Below are 11,847 nucleotides of genomic sequence, written 5' to 3' on the forward strand. Positions count from 1 at the left end.
CGCCGGGGTGCCCCCCCCCATCCGGTTCCCCCCGGGGGTCGCCCCGGCCCCCCTCGGGCGGCCGGCCTGCGGGTTTTCCGGGCGCGGGCGGCCGGCCCCCCCACGTCCCCCTCACCACACCCAGGAAGGCATGCAGTGAAGGTGCCCACCTCTCCCACCTCTCCCACCCCGCCCACGTCACCCGCGGCGCCCGCCCGCAGCGGCGCCATCCCGGCCCAGGCCCGGGCCGCCACAACCCTCTTCGCGGGCGTGGACCCGGACCGGTGGCCCGACGTAGCCGCCCGGCCACGGGGCTCCGGGATCAGGACCGCCGTGGCCGAGCGGCTCGTGCGGCAGGCGCTCTCCCGGCTCCCGCTGCGTGCCCGGCTCGCCGGCCGCGACAGCATCGGGCTCGGCGGACCGCTCATGGAGATCCGCCGGCCCGACGCGTTCTTCCGGCGGATCGGCGCGGGCGGGCTCGTCGGCTTCGGCGAGTCGTACATGGCCGGTGAATGGGATTCGCCCGACCTCGTCGGCGTCCTGACCGTCCTCGCCGGGCACGCGGCCGACCTCGTGCCCGCACCGCTGCAGAAGCTGCGGGGCCTGTGGGCGCTGCGGCAGCCCGCCTCGCAGACCAACACCCCCGAGGGGTCCCGCGACAACATCAGCCACCACTACGACCTGTCGAACGACCTCTTCGCCCTCTTCCTCGACGACACTCTGACGTACTCCTCCGCCGTCTTCCGCGGATTCCCGGCCGAGCAGGACCTGCTGCCCGCCGCCCAGCACCGCAAGATCGACCTGCTGCTCGACCTGGCCGGCGTGGGCCGCGGCACCGAACTGCTGGAGATCGGCACCGGCTGGGGCGAACTCGCGATCCGGGCGGCCGCGCGCGGCGCACGCGTCACCACCCTCACGCTCTCCAGGGAACAGCAGGAGCTGGCCAGGGGACGGATCCGCGGTGCCGGACACGAGGACCGGGTCGATGTGCGGCTCTGCGACTACCGCGATGTCACCGGGGAGTACGACGCGATCGTCAGCGTCGAGATGATCGAGGCCGTCGGCAAGGAGTTCTGGCCGGTGTACTTCCGGACGCTGGAGCGCTGCCTCGCCCCCGGCGGCCGGATCGCGCTCCAGGCGATCACCATGCCGGACGACCGGATGCTCGCCAGCCGCAGCACCTACACCTGGATCCAGAAGTACATCTTCCCGGGCGGACTGCTCCCCTCCACCGAGGCCGTGGAGCGCGTCACCACGGCCCACACCGGCCTGCGGACGAGGCGGCGCGGCACCTTCGGCATGCACTATGCCGAGACCCTGAGGCTGTGGCGGGAACGCTTCGAGGAGCGGGCCGCCCAGGTCGACGCGCTCGGCTTCGACGCGACCTTCCGCCGTATGTGGACCTTCTACCTCGCCTACTCCGAGGCCGGTTTCCGGTCCGGCTATCTCGATGTCCAGCAGATTCTCCTGACCCGTGAGGACACCGCGTGAACACCCTTGCCGATACCCCGGGAACCGGCGCGGCACAGCGGATCGCTCCGGTCATCGAGCAGTTCCTCGGCGGTCCGCCGCCGGTCAGGATCAGGATGTGGGACGGGAGCGAGACCGGCCCCGAGGACGCTCCCACGGTGCACGTCCGCTCCCGCCGGGCGCTGCGCCGGCTCCTCTGGCAACCGGGCGAACTCGGCCTCGCCGAGGCCTACATCACCGGTGACATCGACATCGCCGAGAACCTCGCGGACGGACTGCGCGCGATGCGCCGCGCGTCACGGGAGCACGGCCTGCGACTGCCCCGCCCCGGCCTCGCCGGCCGGCTCAGGGCAGCCGGCACCGCCTTGCGCCTCGGCGCTGTCGGCCCCCGCCCGCCGGTTCCCGCCGCCCGGGCCGGGCTCAGCGGCGCGTTGCACAGCAAGGCCCGCGACAGGGCCGCCATCAGCCACCACTACGACCTTTCGAACGCCTTCTACTCCCTGCTGCTCGACGAGACCATGGCCTACTCGTGCGGCTACTGGACGGGCACCGGCCCGGACTACGGACCGGCCGACTCCCAGCGCGACAAGCTGGAGCTGATCTGCCGCAAGCTCGGGCTGCGGCCCGGCGCCCGTCTCCTCGACATCGGCTGCGGCTGGGGATCCCTGACACTCCATGCGGCAGCCCGGCACGGAGTCCGGGTCACCGCCGTCACCCTCGCCGCGGAACAGGCCTCGTACGTGCGGGGCCAGGTGGAGGAGCGCGGCCTGGAGGACCTCGTCGAGGTGCACCGCTGCGACTACAGGGACGTCGCCGGTCTGCCCGGCTTCAGGGGCGGGTACGACGCCGTGTCCACCATCGAGATGGGGGAGCACGTCGGCGACGCCGAGTACCCGGCCTTCACCGCGCTGCTCCACTCTGTGCTCCGCCCGCAAGGGCGTGCCCTGGTCCAGCAGATGTCCCGGGGCTCGACCGCCCCCGGAGGCGGGGCGTTCATCGAGTCGTACATCGCACCCGACATGCACATGCGCCCGCTCGGCGAGACCGTGGGTCTGATGGAGGGCGCCGGATTCGAGGTCCGTGACGTCGAGTCGATGCGTGAGCACTACGTCCTGACCGTCGAGGCATGGCACCGCACCCTCGAGGAGCGCTGGCCCGAATTCGTGGCCCTGGTGGGTGAGGAGACGGCCCGGGTGTGGCGCCTCTACCTGGTGGGCGGGGCCCTCGCTTTCGAGGAGCGGCGTATGGGCGTCGACCAGATCCTCTCGGTGCGGCCCGGCCCGGAGGGACCGGCGGGCATGCCCGCCACCCGCCACGGCTGGTACGCGGGACTCGGCACGGCGGCCGGGCGGACAGGCCACGCCCCGGCCGAACCGGTCGTCGCGGGGCCGCGCCCCGGGTCCGGCCGGTGAACGGCTTCGACTGGCCGGCGTTCGCCCCGAACCTGGCGGCATCGGCGGGCGCCGCGCTCGCCGTCATGCTCGTGACGTTCCTGATCGCCCTGCGCAAGCGCATGCACCGGATCGTCGACGTGGCGTGGGGCCTCGGCTTCGCTGCCGTCGCCCTCGTCTCGTACGCCATGTCGGCCGACGACGGGGGGCACGCGCGCCGCCTCCTGGTGACCGTGCTCACCGTGGTCTGGGGTGTACGGCTGGCCGCGCACATCGGCCGGCGGGGCCGGGGCCACGGAGAGGATCCGCGCTACGAGGCCATGCTGGCCAGGGCGCCGGGCAGTCCCGACCTGTACGCCCTGCGCAAGGTGTATCTGCTGCAGGGCGCGCTGGTCTGGCTCATCTCCCTGCCGGTACAGGCGGGGTACTACCTGCCGGGGCCGCTGGACGGGTGGGCCTGGGCCGGCACCGTGCTGTGGGCCGTGGGGCTCGTCTTCGAGGCGGTGGGCGACGCGCAGCTGGCCCGGTTCAAGCGCGACCCGGCGAACAAGGGCCGGATCATGGACCGGGGGCTGTGGTCCTGGACCCGGCATCCGAACTACTTCGGTGACTTCTGTGTCTGGTGGGGGCTCTTCCTCGTCGTCTGTGCCGACCCCGCGGTGGCGGCGGCCACGCTGGTCTCGCCCGTCGTGATGAGCCTCCTGCTGACCAAGGGCAGCGGAAAGGCGCTGCTGGAGCGGCACATGGCCGGACGGCCGGGGTACGAGGAGTACCGGGCCCGCACCAGCGGCTTCTTCCCGCGACCGCCCCGCGGACGCGGGCGCTGACCGGTGGCCCGGTGAGGCAGCGGGGCCGGGGCGCCCGTCAACGCCCAGGCCCGCGCCTGTCCAGCCGGCCGAGCAGCTCGTAGGCGCGCTGTTCGGCGGCCGCGAGCCGGGAGGGATCGATCCCGGCCGGCAGCAGTTCACCGGCCGCCGCGTCGTCGGCCTCCCGCAGCTCCACGGCCGCCGCGGCCAGTCGCATCTGCACGGGCGAGGGCCGCGGCCCTCCGCCCCGGGCCAGGGACTGTTCGGCGAGATCGACGGCCTGCGTGCACGCGGCCAAGGCGCGGTCCACCCGGACCGCGGCACGGTCATGGACCACCAGCAGGGCGCACACCAGCCCGACGACGATGCCCAGGCCGCTGCCGAGCACCCGGTCCAGGACCAGTTCCCCGGCCGGCGCCGGGGCCGAAAGATCGCTCAGCAGCAGCGCCAACGGCGTGAGGAAGACGACTCCGAGGGCGTAGTTGCGGGCGACGACGCACTCCAGCAGGAACTCCAGACCCACGATGGCCAGGACCAGCACCAGGGGCTCCGGGCGCGCTCCCAGGATGCCGAGCGCGAGTAGCAGGCCGACGGCGGTACCCAGGGCCCGCTGGGCCGCGCGCTGGGCCGTGGTGCGGAGGTTGACGGAATGCAGGACCGCCGCGGCCGAGATTGCCGCCCAGTAGCCGTGCTCCAGGTGCAGCAGCACTGCCAGGCCTCCTGCCACTCCGGTGCCCAGCGTCATCCGCAGGGCGGAGAGGATCTACCTCCCGCACATGCCCGGAGCATCGCGCCTCGCCCGGGAGGCGCTCGGTGCCGGGCCGGTGGGCGGCCTCGGGGATACCCTCCGACGCATGAGCATCTGGTCGCCGCTGGACGCCGTCCCCAGGCTCGTCCGTGCGGTGGGCCTGGGCGTCGTGGTGGGTGTGGCCGTCGGGTGGCCGACCCAGGCGGCACTGGGGGTGCTCGCCGGGATCGCCGCGACCCAGTTCGCCTTCGTCGTCGCGGGATGGGCGGTGCTGTGGCCGATGGACGCCGCCGCCACCCACCGCAACGCCCGCCGTGAGGACTTCAGGCCCCTCATCGAGGAACTCGTGGTGGTGGCGGTCGCGCTGTGCGGCCTGTTCGCCATCGTGCTGCTGCTCCTGCTCGGGGAGGCCGACACGGGCCACGCCGGGGCCGCGACCGCCCTCTTCGGCGTCTTCATGGCCTGGGCCGCACTGCACCTGATGTACGCCACTCGCTACGCCTACGTCTACTACGACGAGGGCGGGGAGGGAGAGGGCGGCATCGACTTCAACTCCCGCCGGCAGCCGTCGTTCCTGGACTTCTTCTACTTCAGCTACAACCTGGGCATGACCTACCAGGTGTCCGACACCGACGTCTCCAGTTCGGCGATCCGGGCCATCGTGCTGCGCCACACCCTGCTGTCCTACGTGTTCGGGACCAGCATTCTCGCCACGGCCATCAATTTGGTCGCGAGCCTCGTCACCGGATGACGCCCGCGCTCTCCCCGGTGGGCTCCAGCCGGACGATCATGCCCTTGGCGGTCGGCTGATTGCTGGACTCGGCGACGCTGTCCAGCGGCAACAGGACGTTGGTCTCGGGGTAGTAGGCGGCGGCGCAGCCGGGGGCCGTCGGGTAGGGCACCACCGTGAAGTTCTCCGCGCGGCGATCCGCGCTGCCGGCCCAGACACTCACCAGGTCGACGTTCTGCCCCGCTGCCAGTCCGAGCCGGGTCACGTCCTGCGGGTTCACCAGGACCACGCGGCGGCTCCCGTGGATGCCCCGGTAGCGGTCGTTGTCCGTGTAGGGGACGGTGTTCCACTGATCGTGGGAACGCAGGCTCTGCAACACCAGGTGTCCGTCGGGGGCGTGCAGCATCTCCCAGGCGTTGCAGGTGAACATGGCCTTGCCCGTGGCGGTGGCGTAGACGCCCTCGTTGACGGGGTTGGGCAGTCTGATGCCACCGGGACGGGCCACCCTACGGTTGAAGTCGTGCAGCCCGGGCACGACGCGGGCGATCCGGTTCCGGATGGTGCCGTAGTCCGCTTCGAACTCCGCCCAGGGGATTCCCGCGCCGCCGTCGAGGGTCCGGGCGGCGAGCCGGCACAGGATGGCGACCTCACTGAGCAGGATCTTGGAGGCCGGCTCCAGACGCCCGTGGGAGCTGTGCACCTCGCTCATCGAGTTCTCCACGGTGACGAACTGTTCGCCCGTCGCCTGGATGTCCCGTTCGGTGCGGCCCAGGGTCGGGAGGATCAACGCGGTCCGGCCGCACACCGTATGGGACCTGTTGAGCTTGGTGGAGACGTGCACGGTGAGACCGCACCGCCGCATGGCGTCCTCGGTGACGTCGCTGTCCGGAGCGGCCCGCACGAAATTGCCCGCGACGCCGACGAACACCTTGACCCGGCCCTCGCGCATCGCCCTGATCGAGTTCACCGAGTCGAGCCCGTGGGCGCGCGGCGGCTCGAAGCCGAACTCGTCGCGCAGGGCGTCGAGGAAGGAGTCGGGCATCTGCTCCCAGACACCCATCGTCCGGTCGCCCTGGACGTTGCTGTGCCCGCGCACCGGACACGCTCCCGCTCCGGCCCTGCCGAGGTTGCCGCGCAGCAGCAGGAAGTTGACGATCTCCCTGATCGTGGGGACCCCGTGCTTCTGCTGCGTCACCCCCATCGCCCAGCAGACGATGACGCGCTCGCTGCGCAGGACCTCGTCCCTCACCTTCTCGATCTCCGCGCGGGTCAGCCCCGTCGCGGCGAGGACGTCCTCCCACGCGACGGTCCGGGCGTGGCGTGAGAACTCCTCGAAGCCGCTGGTGTCGGAGCGGATGAAGTCCTGATCCAGGACGCTGCCCGGCCGGGCGTCCTCAGCCTCAAGCAGCAGACGGTTCAGGCCCTGGAACAACGCGAGGTCGCCACCGCTGCGGATCTGGAGGAACTGATCGGCGATCCGGACACCGCGCCCGATGACCCCGCGCGGCTCCTGGGGGTTCTTGAATCGCAGGAGACCCGCCTCCGGCAGGGCGTTCACCGCGATGATGCGCGCGCCGTTGCCCTTGGCCTCCTCCAGCGCCGAGAGCTGACGCGGGTGGTTGGTTCCGGGGTTCTGTCCCACCACGAGGATCAGGTCGGCGTGGTGGATGTCCTCCAGGCTCACCGTGCCCTTGCCGGTGCCCAGGGTCTGGTGCAGGGCGAACCCGCTGGACTCGTGACACATGTTGCTGCAGTCGGGCAGGTTGTTGGTGCCGAAGGCCCTTGCGAAGAGCTGCAGGAGGAAAGCCGCCTCGTTGCCGACCCGGCCCGACGTGTAGAAGACCGCCTCGTCCGGCGAGTCCAGCGCCTTCAGCTCATCGGCCAGCAACCCCAGGGCGTCGTGCCAGCTGATCGGCTCGTAGTGGTCGGCGTCGGGCCGCTTGACCATCGGTGCGGTGAGCCGGCCCTGCTGGTTGAGCCACAGGTCGGACCGCCGGCCCAGTTCGGAGACCGTGTGCCTGCGGAAGAAGTCGGCCGTGACGCGCCGAGACGTCGCCTCGTCGTTGATGTGCTTGGCGCCGTTCTCGCAGTACTCGTTGAGGTGCCGGTGTCCCGGGGACGGATCCGCCCAGGCACACCCGGGGCAGTCGATTCCGCCCACCTGGTTCATCGTCAGCAGCGTCAGTCCGGTCCGCCGGACCGATGTCTCCGCGAGGGAGTACTCCAAGGCGTGCGTCACGGCGGGCACCCCCGCCGCCCACTCCTTGGGCGGGGTCACGGTCAGTCGTTCGTCCGGTTCCTCGTGCGGGGCCTTCTCCATCGGACGTGCCCTCTCGGTCTCTCGCTCTCGGACAGGCTGGTCAGCCGACGGGCCAGTGAGGGACCCGGCTTCTGGCGGGCTCCGGCTCCACGGGCCGGACGTGGCCGTCGCGGATGGTTCCACGCCAGGCCCCGCCCTCCCGTCCCAGGCCCTCGATGAACTCCTTGAAGTGACCGAGTTCGGCCCGGACAGCACGACGTACGAATCCGGCGGCGTGCGTGCGAAGGCCCGTGGTGCCGGGGGACCTGACGCCGATGCGCACGGACATCTCGGTACGGCCCGACCCCGTCGCACGGAACGACACTTCGCCCCGATGACCGAGACGCGGTCCCAGACTCCGCCACGTCACGAGGGAGTCGGGTCGCTGGTCCACGATCTCCGCGTCGAACTCGTGTCGCACCGGGCCGAACCCCACCACCCAGCGGGTGAGATTGGGGCGGATCTGCTCGACCTGCTTCACGACGGTCATGAACCGGGGGAAGCTCTTGAACTGCGTCCACTGGTTGTAGGCGGTGCTCACCGGCACGGCTATTTCGATCGTCTCTTCAACGGTGCTCATGGCCCACCTGTCCTCGGGCGCTGCGATGGTCGGTGCCGCTGCGCGGCCCGCACCATGACCAGCGATCGGAGAAGGACGCGTCCTTGCCACCCTGCATCAGCTCCCCGGGCGCCGCTACTCAGGAGAACGCCGACTCCCCGGGCACGGCCTCCGTGCCCGGGGAGTGACCGGGGAGTGCAAGGGCAGCGTGGCAGGAGCAGGGGCTCAGGCGTTCCGGAACTCCACGAGGGCCACCGGGTCCGACGTCGGCCGGTCGGATCCGCCCGCCGGCTCGACGGTGATGCCCATGCCGGACGCGTGGTCCACGGGCCCGTCCAGCAGGACCGCGTCGTCCGTCGCGGACGGGTTCATCAGTCCGGCCGAGCGCATGGTGCCCCCGTCGTCGAACCACAGCTGGTAGACCTTGCCGCCGGGTGGCCGCGCCATGTCCGAAGTCAGGAACACCGCCCGGTTCACGCTCTGCGAGACCACCACCGTGCCCCGGGCACCGTCCCCGAGCTCCGCGGCGCTGGTCGTGGCGTCCGACGCGGTGAGCACCCGCGCCACCTGCTCGTTGTGCTGCTGGGCCCGGTCGGTCTCCTGCCGGGCGTCCTGGGCGACCTGGTTCTGCCATACGGCGACCCCACCGAAAGCGGCGGCGGCGGCGACGCAGGCGGCGAGCGCGTACGTCGACCAGCGGCCGGCCCGTCCGGAGGAGGCCGCGGAGCGGGAGCTCCGGCCGTGAGGCGGCGGCTCCTGCCGTACGGTCGTGATGTCCCGCAGCACCCGGGCCCGGAGGGCGGGCGGCGGGGTGGCGGACACGGCGAGCCCGAGCCGGGCGGCGGTGGCGGACAGCTCCTGTACCTCCTGGGCGCACGCCTCGCAGGCACCCAGATGCCGTTCGAACGCGAGGCGTTCGTCCTCCGGCAGCGCGTGCAGGGCGTATGCCCCGGTCAGTGTGTGCAGCTCGGCCGTGCTCATACGCTCACCCCCAGGCAGTCGCGCAGCCGGATGAGCCCGTCGCGCAGCCGTGTCTTGATGGTTCCCAGCGGCACGGACAGCAGCTCGCCGACCTCGCGATACGTCAGTCCGCGGTAGTACGCCAGCGTGACCGACTCCCGCTGGAGCTCGGAGAGGGTCCGCAGACAACGCCGGACCTGTTCCCTCTCCAGCCGGCTCTCGACCTGCTCGGACACCTCGTCGAAGTCCGGGGTGCGGTCGAGCAGCGCGGCCTTGTGCTCCCGCGCCGCGGTCGCCTCGGCCGACCGGACCCGGTCCACCGCGCGGTGGTGGGCCAGCGTCAGCACCCAGTTCATGGCGCTGCCGCGGGACGGCTGGTAGCGGGGGGCGGTGCGCCACACCTCGACAAGGACTTCCTGGGCCACCTCCTCGGACTGGGCCGGGTCGCGCAGCACGCTCCGGACCAGGCCGAGGACCGGCCCGCTGACCTGGTCGTACACCTGGGTGAAGGCGTCCTGGTCGCCACGGGCGACCTGGACGAGCAGCTCCTGCAGGCCGGGGCCCGGCGAGGGCACCTTACTGATGTGTACGGCTTCTCTCACGCGGATGATCCTCCCGGAGCACGCATCGGTTTCCTGAGTGATTCGGAGCCGACGGCCCTCCGGATTGGTCGGACACCCTACGGCTTCGCCGGTCCGCCCGCATCCTCGTACGCGGGCCGCGCCGACCGGGACCGGGGCTTCCGGGCCGCGCGGATGAAGAGGAAGACGACCAGGCCGAGCGGTGAGAGCAGAATCGTCAGCACCAGCAGAGGGCCCATCACCAGCGGGGACACACCGAGCCTGCGCGATTCCAGGAACATCCACTGCCCGAGCAGCAGGTCCCAGGCGATGATCTGCGCCCAGACCGCTCCGGCACCGTTCGCCAGTGCCGTCAGCGCGCGGAACGTGTCGATGTCGGGGCTGCTCACCGCGGCCCACAGCTCCGGGAACACCGGGGCCGCCATGACCGCCCAGAGTGTGAGCACCGGCAGGACCGTCAGCGGGGAGGCGGCCAGGCGGGCGGTGGGGCGCCACTGCGGCGCGAAGATCATGAGCAGCCAGAACGGGGCGGCAGCCATGAAAGTGATCTCGAAGAGTGCACCGGTCATGACACGAGCTCCTTGTCCGGCGCGCCGGCCGACGTGGTGGGGGCGTTCGGGCGGAGCGCCGCGAGGGCTCCGGCGGCCGTCGCGGCGGCGATCAGAGCCGCGACGGCGAGCGTCGCGCCGTCGGGGTGGTTCAGCGGCTGGCCGCGCAGTGCCTGCCAGGCCAGCAGGGCGACGACCGCGGCGTACGCACCGGAGGCCACGAGCACCAGCCGCAGCCGCACACGCGGGTCACGGAACCGGGCGATCCGCGGCGCGAGGAGGATCAGGGCGAGCAGGAACAGGGGGAGTGCCTGGAGGGCGTGCATGCCGACGAAGTGCGGGATACGCAGGTCACCGCCCGTCGTCGACCAGCCCGTCAGCGGCATCGAGGGCCCGCCGTCCGGCACGCCGACCGAGTGGGCGCCGACCACGTCGGCGGTGTCGAGACCGCCGGCCGCCCGCTGCCCGGCGGAGGGCTGGGTCATCAGGAAGCCGAGCCCCGCGCCCACCAGCGCGATCAGCACCCCGGACCGCACGGCCCAGGCCGAGGCGCGGTCGGCGATCTGTGCGCGGAGCAGCAGGATCGCGATGACGAGGGTGCTTGCCCAGAGGACGACGACGGTGGCGGCCATCGCCTCGTACAGCGCCGAGTCGAACGCGGTCTCGTTGTTGAAGTGACTCCGCTTCCCCCTGATCACCTGACCCGTGATGATCGCCATCTCCCCGGCGCACGCGGCGGCGACCACGGTGCCGGCCCACCAGCCGATGCGCCGGCCGCGGGTCAGGAGCGTCAGCATCCACGCCAGGGACAGGGCGTACGCCACGAACGAGACGGCGAACTTGAACGGCTTGGCCCAGATCGGCGCGTTCGCGATGACCCTGTCGTCCACCAGGATCCCCACCGCTCCGACGACGGACATCACGACCATCGCCGCGGCGAACAGGACTAACGGCCGGTGCCATGTGCGCCATGACTGCATGAGGACCCCCAGAAGCATTATGGATAGCAGGACTCTCTGCTATCCGATAGGGGGACTATCTATGATGGGGGTCGGCTTGGCAAGCTCCTGAAGGGTGAACGCACGGTGCGCATCGGTGAATTGAGTCGGAAATCCGGAGTCCCGGTACCGACGATCAAGTACTACGTACGGGAGGGGCTGCTGCCGGCGGGCATGCTGACCAGCCCGAACCAGGCGCGCTACGACGACGGGCACGAGCGCAGGCTGCGGTTGATCCGCGCCCTCCTGGACGTCGGCGGAATGCCGCTGTCCGCCATCGCGGAGGTCCTGGAGGCGGTCGACGACCCCGAACAGCCGGTGCACATGGTGCTCGGCGCGGCGGCCATTCGCATCACGCCCGAGGAGCCCGAGGACGCGGGACCCGAATCGGCCGAGGCCCGGGAGGAGGTCGCCGCGCTGCTGGCCCGGCGCGGCTGGCGGGTCGGCCCGGACAACCCTGCGGGCCGGTCCCTGGCTGGGGTGCTGGCCGCACTGCACAGGGCTGGGCACGGCGGATTCGTCGAGCTGCTCGACCTCTACGCGGAAGCGGCGGAGTCCGTCGCGTCCGCGGACCTCGACTACGTCCGGCGGCGGGTGGCGCGCGAGGACCTGGTGGAGAGCGTCGTCGTCGGCACGGTGCTGGGGGAGGCCATGTTCGGCGCCCTGAGGCGGCTCGCCCACGTGGATGCCTCCGCCCGCGCCTACGAGGGCGGAGAGGGGGAGGAGGGAGCCGGCCGGAAGTGAGGGGGAAACGCGGAACCCGGTCGCCGTCCAGGAC

The 11,847-nt window shown here is 71.8% G+C and carries 12 protein-coding genes; 5 read left to right on the top strand and 7 right to left on the bottom strand.

The window, feature by feature from the left end:
- The first annotated feature begins 207 nt into the window (after positions 1–207).
- The 3 genes from ACFWFI_RS17760 to ACFWFI_RS17770 are packed head-to-tail and all read left to right on the top strand — an operon-like array spanning position 208 to position 3,667.
- Positions 208–1,470 (top strand): class I SAM-dependent methyltransferase, encoded by a 1,263-nt coding sequence (locus ACFWFI_RS17760; RefSeq protein WP_387390774.1) that lies wholly within the window; start codon positions 208–210, stop codon positions 1,468–1,470.
- Positions 1,467–2,861 (top strand): class I SAM-dependent methyltransferase, encoded by a 1,395-nt coding sequence (locus ACFWFI_RS17765; RefSeq protein ID WP_387390749.1) that lies wholly within the window; start codon positions 1,467–1,469, stop codon positions 2,859–2,861. Before ACFWFI_RS17760 ends, ACFWFI_RS17765 begins: the two co-directional genes overlap by 4 nt.
- The gene (locus ACFWFI_RS17770) at positions 2,858–3,667 is read left to right on the top strand and encodes a DUF1295 domain-containing protein (RefSeq protein WP_387390751.1); all 810 of its coding nucleotides are present in this window, start codon (positions 2,858–2,860) and stop codon (positions 3,665–3,667) included. Before ACFWFI_RS17765 ends, ACFWFI_RS17770 begins: the two co-directional genes overlap by 4 nt.
- Before the next feature lie 37 nt (positions 3,668–3,704).
- Here ACFWFI_RS17770 and ACFWFI_RS17775 read toward each other — a convergent pair whose 3' ends face one another.
- On the bottom strand, positions 3,705–4,391 hold the full coding sequence (locus ACFWFI_RS17775; RefSeq protein WP_387390754.1) for an FUSC family protein: 687 nt from the start codon (positions 4,389–4,391) through the stop codon (positions 3,705–3,707).
- Positions 4,392–4,500: 109 nt separating this feature from the next.
- Between ACFWFI_RS17775 and ACFWFI_RS17780 the strand changes: the two genes are divergently transcribed.
- Positions 4,501–5,145, top strand: a complete 645-nt coding sequence (locus ACFWFI_RS17780) for a DUF1345 domain-containing protein (RefSeq protein ID WP_387390756.1) — start codon at positions 4,501–4,503, stop codon at positions 5,143–5,145.
- On the opposite strand, the gene ACFWFI_RS17785 is transcribed toward ACFWFI_RS17780, so the two are convergent.
- The 6 genes from ACFWFI_RS17785 to ACFWFI_RS17810 all read right to left on the bottom strand — a co-directional run bounded on the left by ACFWFI_RS17785 (position 5,135) and on the right by ACFWFI_RS17810 (position 11,051).
- Positions 5,135–7,444 (bottom strand): FdhF/YdeP family oxidoreductase, encoded by a 2,310-nt coding sequence (locus ACFWFI_RS17785; RefSeq protein ID WP_387390759.1) that lies wholly within the window; start codon positions 7,442–7,444, stop codon positions 5,135–5,137. The genes ACFWFI_RS17780 and ACFWFI_RS17785 overlap by 11 nt on opposite strands.
- A 40-nt stretch (positions 7,445–7,484) precedes the next feature.
- The gene (locus ACFWFI_RS17790) at positions 7,485–8,003 is read right to left on the bottom strand and encodes an SRPBCC family protein (protein WP_387390762.1); all 519 of its coding nucleotides are present in this window, start codon (positions 8,001–8,003) and stop codon (positions 7,485–7,487) included.
- A gap of 204 nt (positions 8,004–8,207) precedes the next feature.
- On the bottom strand, positions 8,208–8,963 hold the full coding sequence (locus tag ACFWFI_RS17795; RefSeq protein WP_387390764.1) for an anti-sigma factor: 756 nt from the start codon (positions 8,961–8,963) through the stop codon (positions 8,208–8,210).
- On the bottom strand, positions 8,960–9,544 hold the full coding sequence (locus tag ACFWFI_RS17800) for a sigma-70 family RNA polymerase sigma factor (protein ID WP_387390766.1): 585 nt from the start codon (positions 9,542–9,544) through the stop codon (positions 8,960–8,962). Before ACFWFI_RS17800 ends, ACFWFI_RS17795 begins: the two co-directional genes overlap by 4 nt.
- 77 nt (positions 9,545–9,621) lie before the next feature.
- The gene (locus ACFWFI_RS17805) at positions 9,622–10,092 is read right to left on the bottom strand and encodes an ABA4-like family protein (RefSeq protein WP_387390768.1); all 471 of its coding nucleotides are present in this window, start codon (positions 10,090–10,092) and stop codon (positions 9,622–9,624) included.
- A complete protein-coding gene (locus ACFWFI_RS17810; RefSeq protein WP_387390770.1) occupies positions 10,089–11,051 on the bottom strand; it encodes a hypothetical protein in 963 nt (320 codons plus the stop codon). Before ACFWFI_RS17810 ends, ACFWFI_RS17805 begins: the two co-directional genes overlap by 4 nt.
- Before the next feature lie 105 nt (positions 11,052–11,156).
- Here ACFWFI_RS17810 and ACFWFI_RS17815 point away from each other — a divergent pair, with 105 nt between their 5' ends.
- On the top strand, positions 11,157–11,813 hold the full coding sequence (locus ACFWFI_RS17815; RefSeq protein ID WP_387390772.1) for a MerR family transcriptional regulator: 657 nt from the start codon (positions 11,157–11,159) through the stop codon (positions 11,811–11,813).
- The last annotated feature ends 34 nt before the right edge of the window (positions 11,814–11,847 follow it).

Source organism: Streptomyces sp. NPDC060209 (genome assembly GCF_042728155.1).
GTDB lineage: Bacteria > Actinomycetota > Actinomycetes > Streptomycetales > Streptomycetaceae > Streptomyces.